The sequence below is a fragment of the Chryseobacterium sp. G0201 genome (genome assembly GCF_003815655.1).
Classification (GTDB): domain Bacteria; phylum Bacteroidota; class Bacteroidia; order Flavobacteriales; family Weeksellaceae; genus Chryseobacterium.
On record NZ_CP033917.1, the window covers coordinates 2428502 to 2444862 of the forward strand.

Consider the following 16361-nt stretch of genomic DNA (forward strand, 5'->3'; position numbering starts at 1 on the left):
TTATGCTATTATAGAGCTGTCTATTGCCTGATTATTCCAGGAAATATGTTTTACATTTTTATTTGAATCAAAAAAGAAATCTATTCTACCTAAAAGCAAACCTGCCCAGCCAACCTGGTTCACCAAAATATTTTTACCTTGTCTGTTGGTAAAAGTTTGAGGTTCAGGTAAAAAAGTATGGGTATGACCGCCTAAAATTAGATCAATATTTTCAGTTTTAGCAGCTAAAATTTTATCACTTACTTTATTTGGTTCGTCTTTGTAATCGTAACCGATGTGTGAAAGGCAGATCACAAGATCACATTTTTGTTCGTTTTTAAGGAAGTTTGAATAATGTTGAGCAACATCGATGGGATCAGAGTAAACCGTTTCACCATATTGTTTTTTACCAACCAATCCATCTAATTGAATTCCGACTCCGAAAATACCGACTTTGATTCCGTTTTTGTTGAAAATCTTGTATTGAGAAGTTTTTCCGTCAAGAATTGTATTTTTAAAATCATAATTTGAACAGATAAAAGGAAACTGCGCATTAGGCAAAACCTTTAAAAATCCATCTAAACTATTGTCAAAATCATGATTTCCCATGGTTGAGGCATCATACTTCATCATGGACATTAATTTAAACTCCAATTCACCTCCGAAAAAGTTGAAATAAGGAGTTCCCTGAAAAATATCACCTGAATCAAGAAGCAAAAGATTACTTTCCTGATTTCTGATTTGCTGAATTAAACTTGCCCTTCTCGCAAAACCTCCCTGATTAGGATTTTTGGTATAACTTGCATCAAAAGGCTCTATTCTGCTGTGTTGATCGTTGGTATGAAGAATAGTAAGTTTATTTTCAGATTTTAAATTAAGAATTTTTAATTCTTCCGCCATCATCATATTCGGAGCTAAAGCCATTGCTAAAGTTCCGCCACCTATTGCTTTTAAAAACTTTTTTCTATCCATTACTTCTTACCAATAAAATTTAAACGAACATCTGTATTAGGAACTACTTCAGAGTTTTTCTTGAAATATTCAATGAAAAGATCTCTCATTTTAATTCCTGTAGGAAAAGATTCTCCTTTTGCGAAGAATTTCATGTTGTCACCTCCTAAAGCCAGATAATCAGACGTTGCAATGTAATAATCCTGCGTTGGATTTACCGCTTTTCCGTTGATTAAAGACTTAGATAATTGTCCGCCGTTTGTTTCAATGTATAAATGAGAAACCGGATTATTTACCTGATTTTTTGCATAATAATCAAAAAGTCCGGCTAAATCTGATCCTTTCATTTTTACAATAATCACTTCATTTTCGAAAGGCATTACTTCAAACACATTTTTCAATAAAATATCGCCTTGTCCAATCGTTGTACGAATTCCTCCGATATTAATCAACGCGGCATCGACATTTTTATTTAGTTTTGATTTTGCCCAAACATCAGCTCCATCGAATGTATAGTCTGCTAAAAGATTGCCTAAATTACTATTATCTCCTTGTTTTGTAAGGTCTACATTGGTGTGGGAGATCTTTTGATTCATCTCTTTATCCAATTTTTGCTTATAAGGTTCAATAATTTTTACAAACTCCTCATCATTCTTTAGCTCATTATTAATAGAAATGTTTTTCTGAGTCTTCACATTTGCTACCTGCAACGGAGAAGCCGTCTTACAAGCAGAAAGTGTAGCCAGAGCAATTCCTAGTAACAAGAATTTATTTTTCATATGCAACAAATTATCTTTTAGTATATGCAAATATAATTATATGTATAATAAAACATTATTATTTATTATAAATTCTTAGCTTAAATTATTAAATTTGGCAAAAATAATTCTAGCAGATGAGCATTTTAAAAGGAGTAGGTGTGGCGTTGGTGACACCCTTTAATGAAGATTTATCCGTTGATTTCGACAGTTTAACAAAACTTGTTGAGTATAATATCGAGAACGGAACCAATTATTTAGTTGTTTTAGGTACTACAGCAGAAGCTGCAACGCTTTCTGATGAGGAGAAGAAACAGGTGGTAGATCATATCATTAAGGTGAATAGTAAACGCTTGCCTTTGGTGTTGGGAATTGGTGGAAATAATACGCTTGAAGTTAAAAAACAAATCGAGGAAACAGATCTTTCAGCTTTTGAAGCGGTACTTTCTGTGTCTCCATATTATAATAAACCTAATCAGGAAGGGCTTTATCAGCATTATAAGGCTTTGGCATCTACAGGAAAAAATATTATTATTTATAACGTTCCTTCAAGAACGGGACAAAATGTTGAAGCGGAAACAACTTTACGTTTGGCAAAAGAGTTCCCTAATTTATTCTTAATTAAAGAAGCTGCACCGAATATTTTACAGTATTTCGATATTTTAAGAAAAAAACCTGAAGGTTTCAATTTGGTTTCCGGTGATGATGAATACACGCTTCCTGTAACGTTAGCAGGTGGAAATGGTGTAATTTCTGTGATCGGGCAAGGTTATCCTAAAGAATTTTCTACAATGGTGCAATTGGCATTTGACGGAAAAGTAAAGGAAGCGTACGAAATCCACAATAAATTAGTTGATATCACAAGATTGATTTTTGCTGAAGGAAATCCTTGCGGAATTAAAGTTATATTAACAGAAAAAGGAATCATTAAAAATTATTTAAGACTTCCTCTGGTTCGTGCTTCAGAAGGATTGTATGCCAAGATTAAAGCGGAAATGGCTAAAATTTAAGAAGTAATTATTAATAAATAAAAAAGTGGAAAGCCAATGGCTTTTCACTTTTTTTTAATCATAAAAAATCAAAATATGAAATTTATAAAAGCCACAGAAAACGATATTCCTATGATTCAGGATCTGGCAAGAAGATCTTGGGAAAATGCTTATGCGGAGATACTTTCTAAGGAACAAATGGAATTTATGTTGAGAACAATGTATTCTAAGGAAGAAATTTCGATCCATATGCAGAACCCGAATTATCATTATTTTTTAATTCAGGATGAGAGTAATGACTCTTTTGAAGGTTTTATAGGATATGAAAACGGGTATGAAAAAGAAACTACAAAACTTCACCGCATTTATCTGATTCCTGAAAGTAAAGGTAAAGGTTTTGGTAAAAAAGCCTTAGAATTTTTAAATAATGAAGTTTCTGATAAGGGAGATAAAAGAATTATATTAAATGTGAATAAGTTTAATTCTGCAAGAAAATTCTATGAATCTCAAGGTTATAAAGTATATGATGAAGGGGTTTTTGATATTGGTAATAATTTTTTCATGGACGATTATTTAATGGAGTATTTAATTCACAAATAAATGACTTAAAATTCTGTAACATTCCATTGTAATTCTATAACAAGTGATGTTATTAATTATTTCATCTTTGTATCAGAACCAAATCACTTTACAATAATACATTCATATGCTTGGTTTTAAGCTTTTTTAGCTTTTCATCAGTATATTTTTTTTCATCCTTAGTGTTTAAATTCCTGTATTCAACAATACAGGAGTTTTTTGCGTTTATACAAAAATTAGGGATTTTTACTCCTAATTCACTTTTAATTGAAATAAAGTGTTATATTTACTAAAAAAACTGACACACTTATACTAGGATGAAAATGTATGTAAAATTTGATTTCAATGCTCTTTGTAAGAAGATATTGGATGAAAAACTTAAGGAACATGGTTTGAAATATCGCTTGCTGAATTTTGGAGAAGTAGAATTTTATGAATCGCTTACTCAGGAACAGCATACTATTTTTAAGAAAAATCTTGAAGATTACGGTATAGAAATTATTGAAAGCCAAAGAACGGCTTTGGTGCAAAAAATAAAGGATGCAATTGTAGAACTGGTATTTTCTGAAGAGATGATTCCTGTAAAGGCATCCATTTATATTGCAGAAAAACTGAATCATAGCTATGGATATTTGTCTAATCTATTTTCGGAAGTGACTTTTACGTCTATAGAAAATTTCATTATTCTGCAAAAGATCGAGTATGCAAAAGAATTGATCATCAGTAATAAACAAAGTCTTACGGAGATCGCCCATAAACTGAACTATTCCAGTGTTGCTCATTTGAGTACACAGTTTAAGAATATGACAGGGGTTACGCCTTCTCAGTTTCAAAAAATTATTACGAAAAGAAGAAATGTACAAAGTATGATCATCAATACTAAAATGCAGTATGAATAGAGAATACCTTAGCGTAATATTGGTAGATGATGACGAAGGAAACCGTATTCTTTTTAAAAAGATTCTAAAGGAATTAAAAATAGGGGTTAAAATTCAAAGTTTCAGCAACGTAGCAAATCTAATGGAATATCTGAACAGTAAAGAAGCTCAGATTCCGGAGATTTTGTTTATGAATTATCATATTTCTCAGAAAAACAGTCTGGAATACGTTTCAGAACTAAAAACTGATTTTAGGTTTGATAATATGGTTACCGCAATTTATTCTGAAAATTTATCGGAAAGTGAAGTTGAGGAGATCTTTGTAAACGGAGCCAACATTTTTATTAAAAAGAAAGATGATTATAATGCCTTAAAAAAGGTGCTTTCTGAAGTAATCACTATAAACTGGCAGTATTATACTTCCGGGCTTAACAGAGATAATTTTATCATGAAAGTGTTATAAATAAGAGGTTTAATAAATTCGTTTGATGCTTATTTATATAGTATTTATTGCATAATATTCACACAAAGGTGAAAATTTTGTAACGAATTATTAAAATGATATAAAAATTTTTCCATTGCATATCATCACTTTTGTAAAAGAAATTTTAACACAATGTTTAGATATAAAAAACATTAAATGAATGAAGATAATTGTTTCACTAAGAAACTGAATTATATAAGTTACAATGTTAGTTAAAACAAAATGGATTATATGAATTTCCAATTTTAAAAGCGAAGAAGATCTTTAAAAAAACGGTACAATCATGAAAACTCAAGAGTAGTTAAAGGAAAATATATTCGTTTCATTTACATATTTCCTTTAACGAAAAACGGTTAGTTTTTATAATAAACAAGTTGGAAACATAATTCATTTTGTTTTTTAAAATTTATTTTAATAGTTATAGCTAAAAAAGTACTTCAGGTAATAAGTATAAATATTTTCACACCAAATCACAAGATATTAAAAGCTATAACTATTGAAATATTTTATTAAAAACGGTACAAAATAATTTCTTCAAAATAACAGTTTTATAAGGGGGAACCGCGAAAAGATTTCTTTTCGCGGTTTTTTTTATGAAATTTTGCTCCATTTATTTTTGCCTTTGTAATATCTCAAATAGTAGTTTTTGATGACGAGATTTTCAGGTTTTGCTAACAGCGGATCTGCTTCCAGAATTTTTTCCACCGTTTTTTTTGTGGTTTTTATAATCGCAGAATCGTTTACAAGATCCAGTCTTTTAAAATCTATCACACCACTTTGTTGAGTGCCTAAAATATCTCCGGGACCGCGCAGTTGCATATCAACCTCAGAAATTTTAAAGCCGTCATTAGTCTCCGTCATTGTTTTTATGCGGGTTCTGCTTTCTTTGGATAGTTTGTCGGAAGTCATCAGAATACAATAACTCTGTTCAGCACCACGACCCACACGGCCACGCAGCTGATGAAGTTGAGACAATCCAAATCTTTCCGAGCTCTCAATAACCATCACCGAAGCGTTTGGAACGTTTACACCAACTTCAATTACGGTCGTTGCAACCATTATTTCCGCCTTTCCTGACGCAAAATAATTCATTGCAGCATCTTTTTCAGCAGGTTTCATTCTTCCATGAAGCATTGAAACATTATAATCCGGAAAAGAATTCATTACATGATCAAGCCCTTCCATCAGATTTTTATAATCCAGTGTTTCGGATTCTTCAATTAATGGATAAACAAAATATACCTGTCTTCCTTTTTTTATTTCATCTCTACAGAAATTATACACAAAAGTTCTGTCCTTTTCACGTCTGTGAGCTGTTATTATGGGTTTCCTTCCAACAGGCATTTCATCAATCACAGAAACATCAAGATCAGAGTAAAAACTCATCGCCAGCGTCCTTGGAATAGGAGTAGCGGTCATCACCAGAATATGTGGAGGAATTTTATTTTTAGCCCAAAGTTTAGCCCTTTGTGCAACCCCAAATCGGTGTTGCTCATCAATAATTGCTAAACCGAGATTTTTAAATTTAACTTTATCCTCCAAAACAGCATGAGTTCCTACCAAAATAGAAAGTTCGCCACTTTCGAGTTCCTGATGAATAATTTTCCGCTCGGATGCTTTGGAAGAGCCCGTTAAAATACGAATATTAATACCTGTATCTGTCAGCAGATCTTTAATGCCGTTAAAATGCTGTTGTGCTAAAATTTCCGTTGGAGCCATCAGACAGCTCTGAAAACCGTTATCCATCGCAATCAACATCGTTAACAATGCAACCATTGTCTTACCTGAACCTACATCTCCCTGTAAAAGCCTGTTCATCTGGATCGGCTTTTTCATATCCATACGAATTTCCTTTAAAACTCTTTTCTGAGCATTGGTGAGCTCAAAAGGAAGATTATTTGCATAAAAATTTGTAAAATGAGCTCCAACCACAGGAAACGGATTTCCCTGAGATTGGGTTTTATGATGAAGTTTTTTTAAACCAAATCCTAATTGAAAAAAGAAGGACTCTTCAAATTTCAATCTGTTATTTGCCTTCTCAAAATGGTCGAGATCTTTCGGGAAATGAATATTTAAATAAGTATGCTGTCTGGACATAAACTTAAAAGAATTCATCATATAATCCGGAAGGTTTTCCTGTATCAGATTAGGGATTTCTTTGCAGATATTTCTTAAAACTGTCTGAAAGAATTTTTGATGTAAACCTCTTTTGGTCAATTTTTCTGAACTCGGATAAATAGGCCTTAAACGATTGTCGTTTTCCTTTCTTTCATCAATTTCAATTTCAGGATGTGGCATTGAAAATTGATTATTAAAAACGTTAATCTTCCCGAAAATATAGATCTCACGATTGATAGGAAGCTGTTCTACCATCCATTTCGAATACTGAAACCATACCAAATCCATCATTCCCGTGTCATCATTGAATTTTGCAGACAATCTTTTCACTTTTCCTGTCTGAATTTCCTGAACATGGGTAATTTTTCCTTTAAGCTGAATCTCAATACTACTTTCCTGAAGCTGAGAAATTTTATATACTTTATTTTTATCAAGATATCGGGTAGGGTAGAAGGTAAGAAAATCTTCTACAGTGGAAATTCCTAACACATTTTTAATGAGTTTGGCTTTTTCAGGACCGATTCCTTTTACATATTCTATGGAAGTCTCTAAAGTCATTTATTTGAGATCAGAATTCTGAATGAAAAATAAAGTCTCGAATTTCGGTAAAATAAAAAAGACTTCCAAAAAAAATTGAAAGTCTGAATTCTTTATTTGGAAACTCGAATCCCGGATGATCAGTTAATCTTTTATTTTAGATTTAAATTTTTTCTGATAATCTTCCCATTGTTCCCGGGTGCGGATTTTTTTATATAAATTTTTTGAAATAAGTTCTAAATAAGGCTCAAGCTCTTTTGCGGATAATTCTCCTTGAAGAATAGTGATAGGACCTCCTTTTTCATCCAAAAAAACAGTGCTCGGAACAGCTGATACATTCATGTATTGGGTAAATTCATGTAAAGAATTTCTTCCTTTTTTTTGCTCTGTATTAGGATTTGAAAATGTTCTGTCAAAAATTTCGATAGAATTTTTTTCTTCCGCATTGAATTTTACAGGATAATAATTTTCATTTAAAATATCAGCAATTACCTGATGTCCATATGTTTTTTTATCCATAATCTTACATGGAGCGCACCAGTCTGCGTAAAAATCGACCAATATTTTTTTAGGATTTTCTTTTTGAGCCTTTAAAGCCTCTTCAATAGTCATCCATTTTACCTGGGCAGAACTAAAACTTACTATAAATAGGATGAATATGCTTATAATTTTCTTCATAATTTGGTATTTAAATAATAAAAATAAGCATAATTTCCTTATTTCTATTTTACTTCCTGCATTAATTTTTTAACGAATGGGGAGATCAAAATTAATACAACTCCGGCAATAACTGCATATAATCCTAATTGTTTATATCCATCAGTATAAGTGATTAAAGCATCATAGTTGGTAGAGCCTTCTTTTGCTGTTGCCAACCCTGCCCCAATGATTCCTGCAACGTATTGTCCGTAAGCTGAGGCTAAAAACCACATTCCCATCATCATTCCTTGTAGGTTTTTTGTGGAAAGTTTGGTCATAATTGATAATCCTATCGGAGAGAGACAAAGTTCACCCAAAGTGATGACCAATAAAGCGATTGTGAAGAAGTTCAGTGATGTGATTCCCTGCAAATTAGCAAAGAATTTAGTTGCAAATAACACATAATAACCAAGTCCAAGGAAAATAAATCCAAGCCCGAATTTGATGATCGTATTAGGCTCTATTTTTCTTTTATTCAGCCAGATCCAAAGCAAACCGATGATTGGAGCTAAGAAAATGATGAAAAATGCACCTCCGGAGTTATTAACTCCATTTGGATCTAACCCTAAAAGGTCTTTATTTAAATTTTTAGCAGCAAAAATACTTAATGAACCTCCACTTTGCTCATAAATTCCCCAAAATAGGATAGAGAATAAGATGAAAACCAGCGCAGCCCAAAGTTTTTTACGTTCTGCAGCAGTTACTTTTGTCATTTCATAGAAAAGATAAATAAGGGTAAGCGGCCCGATGGTATACATGAAATAGTCTGTATATTGGGTCTTTGCAACCATTACCATAATAATTGGAACGAAAATTAATGATAAAACATAAACCCCGTATTCCTGCCATTTTGGAATTGGGGCAGATTTTATTTCATTATCCGGATGCCCCGGCTGAAGTCCAATTGGACCTAGACTTTTTTGGGTAAAAACAAAATTAATTAAGCTTATTACCATTACAATAGCAGCAAATCCGAAAGCGAGATGCCATCTTAGTTCTTCCGGAATAAAACTTGCAAAAAGTTCTCCTTTACCTATTGCAATACATAAATATCCTCCAAGCAAGGCTCCAAGATTAATTCCCGCATAAAAAAGTGAGAAACCTGCATCAGCTCTTGAGTCATTGGGTTTGTAAAGCTGACCAACCATTGATGAAATATTCGGTTTAAAGAAACCTGTTCCTACAACCGTAAATGCAATCCCAAGGAAAAAGAATTTGTGTGGATCTGTTGCTAAAATCAAACTTCCAACAATCATTAATATTCCACCCCAAAATAAAGATTTTCTGAATCCTAAAATTTTGTCAGCGAAAAGTCCACCAATAAATGTGAAAGCATACACAAATGCCTGTGTTGCGCCGTATTGAAGATTGGCTTCTTTTTCGTGGAAGTTAAGCTGTGAGATCATGAAGAATACCAACATTCCGCGCATTCCGTAGAAACAAAAACGTTCCCACATTTCAGAGAAAAATAAACTCCATATTTGTTTTGGATATTTTCCTTTGAAATCTTGTATTTCATCTAAAGTTAAGCTCATAATATTTATGATAATTTTTTAATTAAGATTACTATCAATTAATTAAATTCATGACGCAATGCGTCACATATTAGATTTTTTTTGATAAGCACACACGAAAATAAAAAAAACCTCTGACTTAGCAGAGGTTTTACTTATATTTTATTGATGCGGTTAGTTTACACCGTGCATCATTTTCTTTAAGATTGGTGAAATTAAAGCTAAAATCACAGCAGCGATACCACAAAGTACAACGAATACCATGAAGAATTCGAATAAGTTGTGAATTTCAAATCCTGCAAAAGTAGGATTTGCCAAAGGTAATTGAGCCTTTTCAAAAGCCGCAGCCTGAGTAGCTGTTAGCGTTACTTTTTTATCTAAAACATCCTGAAGATTTACTCCGATTTCCTGTGCTTTAGAGAACTTATCTCCAGTTGCAGGGATCAATGCTCCTAATGAACCCGCCAATGCATAACCGGCAGCATTAGAAATAAAGAACACACCATATAGTAATGAAGCAAATCTTTTTGGAGCTAATTTACCTACTAAAGATAATCCGATCGGAGATAAGCAAAGCTCACCACAAGTTTGGATGAAATATAATAGCATTAACCATTTGATTGCTAATAATCCTGAGTTTCCAAGATCTTTTACGTTATGTGCGATAATGAAATAACTTAAAGCAATTAATGCAAGACCCATAGCCTGTTTCATTGGAGATACCGGCTCTTTTCCTTTTGCTCTTAACTTATCCCAACATAAACTGAAAGGAACTGCTAATAATACAACAAAGATTCCGTTGAAGATCTGAACCATTGAAGGTGGCATATTCCATCCGAAAATGCTTCTGTCAGTTTGATTATCTGCAATAAATGTTAATGAAGATCCTGCCTGCTCAAAAGCTGCCCAGAAGAAAATAATAAAGAATGATACGATATAAATTACCCAAATTCTGTGTCTTTCAATCTTGTTTTCAGCAGAACTCATGATTAAGAATGCCAAAGCAATACCTGCAGCATAAATAAAAGGATAGATAACTCCTTTGATTAATTGCCCCATTTCTACAGCTTTGAATCCGAATTCACCAACAAGTAAATATCTGAAAACGAAGAATAATACAACAAAAATACCTCCTGTAATTCCTAATGATGCTCCGGTAAATTTTGCTGTCTGAGTTTCACCTTCTTCAAAATCTGCACTTGTATTGTTTTTTGGTAATCCACCGATAGGTCTTCCTTCCGGTGTTACTACATACTTGTTTTTAAGGATAAAGAATGTTATTGTTCCTACTACCATTGCAATTGAAGCAGCTAAGAATCCCCATTTGAAAGCGAAGATATCTCTTACTCCCGTTGCAGCATCTTTTACGTCTCCTACGTATGGACAAATAAACTGTCCCAAGAATGCTCCAATGTTGATTCCCATATAGAAAATCGTAAAAGCTGAGTCTAGTTTTGATTTTTCCTGTTTAGGATAAAGACTTCCTACCATCGAGGAAATATTTGGCTTGAAGAATCCGTTACCGAAAATAATAACGAACAATGCCAGCCACATAATTGTTTTTGCACTTCCTAAATCAGCAGAAAAACTTGATGCACTGATGAATAGTAAGAACTGACCAATTGCCATTAATGATCCTCCAATTAAAATAGCATTTCGGTTTCCGATATATTTATCTGCAATGAAACCTCCCAAAAGCGGAGTCAGATAACATAAAGCTAAAAATCCACCGTAGATAATTGCTGCATCAGCTTCTTTTATTAATAAGGAGTTTACCATAAATAAGGTAAGCAATGCTCTCATTCCATAAAAGTTGAAACGCTCCCACATTTCTGTTCCGAAAAGAACCCATAATCCCTTTGGATGTCTGGAACCCTTATTCTCTACAAATTCATCCTGTTTCGGACTTAATGCTTCAATATTATCCATTTCTATTGTTAATTTTTGTTAAGACTAGCAAATATAGTTTTTTTTGGGTTTTTGGCAAGGTTTTAATTTTATATTTAAATAAAAAAGCTGCAGAATGGGTCTACAGCTTTGATATTCTTTATGAAGATAAGGATTAATGCCCTTTTTCTTTCATGATTTTGTTTAATCTTTTTAACATAGAAAGGCCTAAAAGAGTAGCAAATATTAATAAAGCAAAATTAACCAGGAAATAATTTGCTTTGTTATCATAGTTGTACCACGTACTTGCTAAAATTCCGGATAGTTTGTTTCCTACTGAATTGGCAAGGAAGAAACCACCCATCATTAATGCCGTTAATCTTGCTGGAGATAATTTGGAAACAAAAGATAGCCCCATTGGTGAAAGACAAAGTTCTCCGATAGTAATCACCCCATATCCGGCAACCAGCCATAATGCTGAAACCTTTACGGCTCCGTTTTCTCCTGCCATTACTGCCAATACCATGACCAGACAAGATAGCGCCGAGATAAATAATCCCAGAACAATTTTTGTTGGAGTTAAAGGTTCTTTTCCTTTTCTTCTCAATAATGCCCAAAAACCTACGACAACAGGCGTCAATGCAATCACCCAAAACGGATTGATCGATTGAAAGAGTTCCGTATTATATAAAAAAACTTGTTTTTCAGGGTTGTTTTCCAGTTCAGCTTTCTGTTCTGTAGAAATATTTTTGAAATAAATATCTTTTCCTTTTTCTTTAAGAGGATTTCCGTCTTTATCTTTTTGAGACTGATATTGATCATTATACACAGGAACTTCTTTGTCTTTGTAGCTTTTTCCCTCTACCATGTAGATGTCTTCCAATGGTTTTTCTAATGATGCTGGAACACTTCGGTCTGTGTAATAATTAGCCCATCTTGTTAAAGCGGTTCCATTTTGTTTGAAAACTGCCCAAAAGAACATACTGATCATAAATACGGATAAAAGTGCACCGATTGAGGCTTTTTCTGTCGGTTTAGCTTTAAAGTAAAGTGAAGCGTAAAAGTAAATAACAGGAACACATGCGAAAATAAATGCATCTGTACTGTCGCTTCCAAAAATATTTCCGGGAATAAACCATCCAATAATTCCGGCTACAATTGCGGGAACAAAAACTTTAAGTAAAATTTCAGAAAGCTTCGTATCGCCTTCCTGAACAGGTTTCATCTGAGCTGCATGAATGTAATGTTTTCTACCAATGGTAAAAATGACCATTCCGATTAACATTCCAACTCCGGCAGTGATAAATGCTTCACCCCAACCGAATTTATTACGCATAAAAGCGGCAATAATGTTGCAAATAAACGCTCCAATATTGATTCCCATGTAGAAAATATTGTATCCAGAGTCTTTATTCGCTTTATAAGGTTCTTCGGAATATAAATTTCCTAATAAAGTAGAAATTGTAGGTTTAAAAAAACCATTTCCGATAATAATTAATGCTAAAGATCCGTAAAATAAAGGAAGTTCTTTGAAAACCCCCATCCCGATATATCCGGCTGCCATTAAAATTCCTCCTAGATAAATAGATTTTATATATCCTAAAACTCTGTCTGCCAAAAATCCTCCGATAAATGGAGTTAAATAGGTTAATGCGATATAAGTTCCAAAAATATCATCCGCAGTTTTATCGGGAAGTCCCAGACCTCCTTTCATTCCGGTAGGTTCAATAACGTACAGAACAAAAATTCCGAGGATCAAATAATAGCCGAAACGCTCCCACATTTCTGTGAAAAAGAGAAAAGGTAGGCCTTTAGGATGTTTAGTCTTCATATGTTCAAATTTCAATTTTCCCAAAAATAGCTTTTTAATTTTAATTGATAAAATAAATAATGTTTTACAAAAACGATTAATGAAATAAATATAAAAATCCCTCTCAAAGATTGAAAGGGATTGTGTATTAATATTAAATTTATCTAAGAGATCGAGAAGGAGGCTCTATAAGTATGTTAGATCTATCAAGTCGTTCGGCTTTTGAAATTCCGTTGATTAATTTTTCAATCTCTACTTTATTTTTCTTAAACTGGTTACTGTATGTATACCCGGAAATATGACAATAACCATAAGTTGTTTGAAAATACTGATCAACATAATCAAAATTACCATCATCAAGTTTTCTTGAATAGTAAATATAAAAAGTTTGTAAGCCATTCACCGTTCTGTATTCTGTTTTCTTCAAAGTAGAACTATTTGGAAAATGTAAAATAGAACCAATGGCTTCATTTTTAAGAACTTCTATATTTTCTTTTGGTGAATTCAAACATTTAAAATAACCATACAATTTTGATTTATGAGTACTTATAAAATCATATTCAGAATAACGAAGATCATCACTTTTGTAAACATTCCATTTTTGTTTGTCAAAATAAACACCTGCATCAGCATATTCGCTTCTTACCAAAGAGTCGGCAGATTTTGATTTCTCAAATACTTCCTTGTTGATAAGGATATTTTCAAAAGCTTCTCGATCTTTACTATTTGCGTATTTCCAAGTGCGGTCTTTGTAAAGGATCAGCTTTGCTCCATTTTCGGTGATAGCATTTGTTTGAGATAAATTGAACTCGTCATTTAATTTTCTTATTTCCCAGTTTCCTTCGGCAAAAACGGCTACTTCCATCTTTTCATCGGTAATAGCTAATGCTTGCGATTCTGCTAAAGAATAATAAATTAAAAATGCTAAAGCAAACCAATACTTCATAGGATTTCAGACTGAGTTTTAAAGATTTTCCAAGATAAAATCCGTCATTTTCTGGTACAATTGCGGTCTTGTCTGCCCACCGTAAATTCCGTGGTTTTTATCAGGATACGCCATGAAATCAAACTGTTTTTTGTTTTGAATCAATGCTTCTGAGAATTCCATAGAATTTTGAAAATGTACGTTATCATCAGCTGTTCCATGGATTAACAAAAATTTTCCTTTTAATAAATTCGCGTATTCGGTAGGAGAATTTTTATCATAACCATCAGCATTTTCCTGTGGTGTTCTCATGAATCTTTCTGTGTAAACTGAGTCATAATATCTCCAGTTGGTAACAGGTGCAACCGCGATTCCCATTTTGAAAACATCGGCTCCTTTGGTCATTGCCAAACTCGTCATATAACCTCCGAAACTCCATCCGAACATTCCGATTCTGGTTTTATCGATGTAAGATTGATTTCCAAACCATTTTGCAGCAGTAATCTGATCTTCAATTTCATATTTTCCTAAATTCATGTACGTAACTTTCTTGAATTTAGCGCCTTTGAAACCTGTTCCACGTCCGTCTACACAAGCTATAACGTAACCTTTTTGTGCCAGCATTTCAAACCACATTGCGTTTCCGTTGTCCCAAGAATTGGCAACTTGTTGAGAGCCCGGACCTGAATATTGGAACATGAACAATGGATATTTTTTGTTTTTATCAAAGTTTTTAGGCTTAATAATCCATGCATTCATCTGATCTCCGGCTTCGTTTGGAATTGTGATGAATTCTTTTTCAACAAAATTATCAGACTTTAATTTTTGAAGCTGATCGTTGTTATTTTGAAGTTCTTTTACAACTTTACCATTTCCGTCTTTTAAAACATAAGTGAAAGGTTTTGCTGCTGTAGAAGATGTTTCGATGAAATAATTATAGTTTTTGCTGAAACTTGCAGAATTATTTCCATCAGTATTAGAGATTAACTGAGTTTTTCCGTTTTCAATATTAACTTTAGAAACCACTTTATTGATGCTTCCTTTTTCAGTCGTCTGAACGTAAATTTCTTTCGATTTTGGATTAAATCCGTAATAATCAGTTACTTCCCAGTTTCCTTTTGTGATTTGTTTTTTAAGTTTTCCATCTTTGTCGTACCAGTACAAATGACGGTTTCCGTCTCTCTCAGAACCCCAAAGGAAGGAATTATCCTCTAAGAATTCTAATGTCGGACTGTCTGTATCGATCCATTTTTCATCAGTTTCCGTGAATAATTTCTGAACGGATCCCGTTTTTGTATTCACTTTTAAAACATCAGAAGCATTTTGAATTCTGTCAGAAGTGATCAGAACAATTTCGTCCGGTTTTGCCGTCTGAATAACGTTTGGAATATAATAATGCTTGAAACTATCTAAATTAACTCTTGTTTTTTTACCATCACTTAATTGATAAATATGAGCCGAAGCAACAGAGTTTTTTTCTCCTGCTTTAGGATATTTGTAACGCATTTCCTGCGGATACAAAGATTTTCCATAGATTGGAATATAGATTTCCGGAACTTCAGTTTCGTCTAATTTAACGAAAAGAATCGCATCAGAATTTTTGGTCCATTCATACAATCTTGCGTGCCCGAATTCTTCTTCATACACCCAATCAGCAAGACCGTTTAAAATTTTATTTTTAACCCCATGCTCTGTTATTTGCGTTATTTTTCCTGAATTTAAATCTTGATAAAATAAATTATTATCAACAATGAAAGAAATTTTTGTTGCATCAGGAGAAAATCTTGGTTCCTGAACGGGTTTTCCATCATTTAAACTGATCAATTTTCCTGATTTTAAATCTTTAACTTCAAAAGTTCCAAGGAAAGAATGTCTGTAAATGGGCTGACTTTCCTTTAATAAAAGGATTTTAGACTCATCATCTGAAAATTCATAGCTTTCAAACTGTCCGTCAACAATATTTCCTTCTTTTTGAGAAGTTTTGTAAGAATATTTTGCAATTCCTCCTTGTTCAATGACTAAATAATTTTCGCCATTTTTCATGGAAGTGATTCCGGCAATGCCTTTTCCACGGTAATATCCTGAATATATTTTATCTAAAGTGATTTCCTGTGCGGATAAACTTTGAAATACAGCAGCAACTGTAAGCGTTAGTAAGAATTTTTTCATTTCTAATTTTAAAAGAATTCAAATATATAAAATATTTAAATCTTACAGATGAAGTTTGGGGTTTGGTGAATTATTTAAAACAAA

At 33.0% G+C, this 16361-nt stretch carries 13 protein-coding genes; 4 read left to right on the top strand and 9 right to left on the bottom strand.

All coding sequences use genetic code 11. From position 1 onward, the window contains the following. Both EG348_RS10955 and EG348_RS10960 read right to left on the bottom strand, forming a co-directional pair. A complete protein-coding gene (locus EG348_RS10955; RefSeq protein ID WP_123983157.1) occupies nt 1–951 on the bottom strand; it encodes a bifunctional metallophosphatase/5'-nucleotidase in 951 nt (316 codons plus the stop codon). Then, entirely contained in the window at nt 951–1709 is a 759-nt protein-coding gene (locus EG348_RS10960; protein ID WP_123983158.1) for a 5'-nucleotidase C-terminal domain-containing protein, read from the bottom strand. The genes EG348_RS10955 and EG348_RS10960 overlap by 1 nt, the downstream gene beginning before the upstream one ends. 116 nt (nt 1710–1825) lie before the next feature. Here EG348_RS10960 and dapA point away from each other — a divergent pair, with 116 nt between their 5' ends. From dapA to EG348_RS10980, 4 genes are all read left to right on the top strand, one after another. Continuing rightward, nucleotides 1826–2698, top strand: a complete 873-nt coding sequence (gene dapA / locus EG348_RS10965) for a 4-hydroxy-tetrahydrodipicolinate synthase (protein ID WP_123983159.1) — start codon at nt 1826–1828, stop codon at nt 2696–2698. Nucleotides 2699–2773: 75 nt separating this feature from the next. Beyond that, entirely contained in the window at nt 2774–3277 is a 504-nt protein-coding gene (locus tag EG348_RS10970) for a GNAT family N-acetyltransferase (protein WP_123983160.1), read from the top strand. 296 nt (nt 3278–3573) lie between these two features. After that, nucleotides 3574–4155 (top strand): helix-turn-helix domain-containing protein, encoded by a 582-nt coding sequence (locus EG348_RS10975; protein WP_123983161.1) that lies wholly within the window; start codon nt 3574–3576, stop codon nt 4153–4155. Continuing rightward, complete coding sequence (locus EG348_RS10980; RefSeq protein ID WP_123983162.1) at nt 4148–4597, top strand: response regulator; 450 nt, start codon at nt 4148–4150, stop codon at nt 4595–4597. The genes EG348_RS10975 and EG348_RS10980 overlap by 8 nt, the downstream gene beginning before the upstream one ends. A gap of 612 nt (nt 4598–5209) precedes the next feature. Here EG348_RS10980 and recG read toward each other — a convergent pair. From recG to EG348_RS11015, 7 genes are all read right to left on the bottom strand, one after another. Next, nucleotides 5210–7294 (bottom strand): ATP-dependent DNA helicase RecG, encoded by a 2085-nt coding sequence (gene recG, locus EG348_RS10985; RefSeq protein WP_123983163.1) that lies wholly within the window; start codon nt 7292–7294, stop codon nt 5210–5212. 123 nt (nt 7295–7417) lie between these two features. Further along, nucleotides 7418–7951: a thioredoxin family protein gene (locus tag EG348_RS10990; protein ID WP_123983164.1), complete on the bottom strand. Its 534-nt coding sequence runs from the start codon at nt 7949–7951 to the stop codon at nt 7418–7420. Nucleotides 7952–7995: 44 nt separating this feature from the next. Further along, the gene (locus EG348_RS10995; protein ID WP_123983165.1) at nt 7996–9507 is read right to left on the bottom strand and encodes a peptide MFS transporter; all 1512 of its coding nucleotides are present in this window, start codon (nt 9505–9507) and stop codon (nt 7996–7998) included. A 153-nt stretch (nt 9508–9660) separates the two neighbouring features. Continuing rightward, entirely contained in the window at nt 9661–11415 is a 1755-nt protein-coding gene (locus tag EG348_RS11000) for a peptide MFS transporter (protein ID WP_123983166.1), read from the bottom strand. Nucleotides 11416–11548: 133 nt separating this feature from the next. After that, complete coding sequence (locus EG348_RS11005) at nt 11549–13204, bottom strand: peptide MFS transporter (RefSeq protein ID WP_123983167.1); 1656 nt, start codon at nt 13202–13204, stop codon at nt 11549–11551. Nucleotides 13205–13343: 139 nt separating this feature from the next. After that, nucleotides 13344–14129 (bottom strand): hypothetical protein, encoded by a 786-nt coding sequence (locus tag EG348_RS11010; protein WP_123983168.1) that lies wholly within the window; start codon nt 14127–14129, stop codon nt 13344–13346. 18 nt (nt 14130–14147) lie between these two features. Next, on the bottom strand, nt 14148–16277 hold the full coding sequence (locus tag EG348_RS11015) for a S9 family peptidase (protein WP_123983169.1): 2130 nt from the start codon (nt 16275–16277) through the stop codon (nt 14148–14150). Nucleotides 16278–16361: the final 84 nt, after the last annotated feature.

What these genes read in the sequence shown, in the direction of transcription:
- dapA (WP_123983159.1), top strand. Translation starts at nt 1,826, where the DNA reads ATGAGCATTTTAAAAGGAGTAGGTGTGGCGTTGGTGACACCCTTTAAT.
- EG348_RS10990 (WP_123983164.1), bottom strand. Translation starts at nt 7,951, where the DNA reads ATGAAGAAAATTATAAGCATATTCATCCTATTTATAGTAAGTTTTAGT.
- EG348_RS11005 (WP_123983167.1), bottom strand. Translation starts at nt 13,204, where the DNA reads ATGAAGACTAAACATCCTAAAGGCCTACCTTTTCTCTTTTTCACAGAA.
- EG348_RS10955 (WP_123983157.1), bottom strand. Translation starts at nt 951, where the DNA reads ATGGATAGAAAAAAGTTTTTAAAAGCAATAGGTGGCGGAACTTTAGCA.
- EG348_RS10995 (WP_123983165.1), bottom strand. Translation starts at nt 9,507, where the DNA reads ATGAGCTTAACTTTAGATGAAATACAAGATTTCAAAGGAAAATATCCA.
- EG348_RS11015 (WP_123983169.1), bottom strand. Translation starts at nt 16,277, where the DNA reads ATGAAAAAATTCTTACTAACGCTTACAGTTGCTGCTGTATTTCAAAGT.
- EG348_RS10970 (WP_123983160.1), top strand. Translation starts at nt 2,774, where the DNA reads ATGAAATTTATAAAAGCCACAGAAAACGATATTCCTATGATTCAGGAT.
- EG348_RS10980 (WP_123983162.1), top strand. Translation starts at nt 4,148, where the DNA reads ATGAATAGAGAATACCTTAGCGTAATATTGGTAGATGATGACGAAGGA.
- EG348_RS11010 (WP_123983168.1), bottom strand. Translation starts at nt 14,129, where the DNA reads ATGAAGTATTGGTTTGCTTTAGCATTTTTAATTTATTATTCTTTAGCA.
- EG348_RS11000 (WP_123983166.1), bottom strand. Translation starts at nt 11,415, where the DNA reads ATGGATAATATTGAAGCATTAAGTCCGAAACAGGATGAATTTGTAGAG.
- EG348_RS10960 (WP_123983158.1), bottom strand. Translation starts at nt 1,709, where the DNA reads ATGAAAAATAAATTCTTGTTACTAGGAATTGCTCTGGCTACACTTTCT.
- EG348_RS10975 (WP_123983161.1), top strand. Translation starts at nt 3,574, where the DNA reads ATGAAAATGTATGTAAAATTTGATTTCAATGCTCTTTGTAAGAAGATA.
- recG (WP_123983163.1), bottom strand. Translation starts at nt 7,294, where the DNA reads ATGACTTTAGAGACTTCCATAGAATATGTAAAAGGAATCGGTCCTGAA.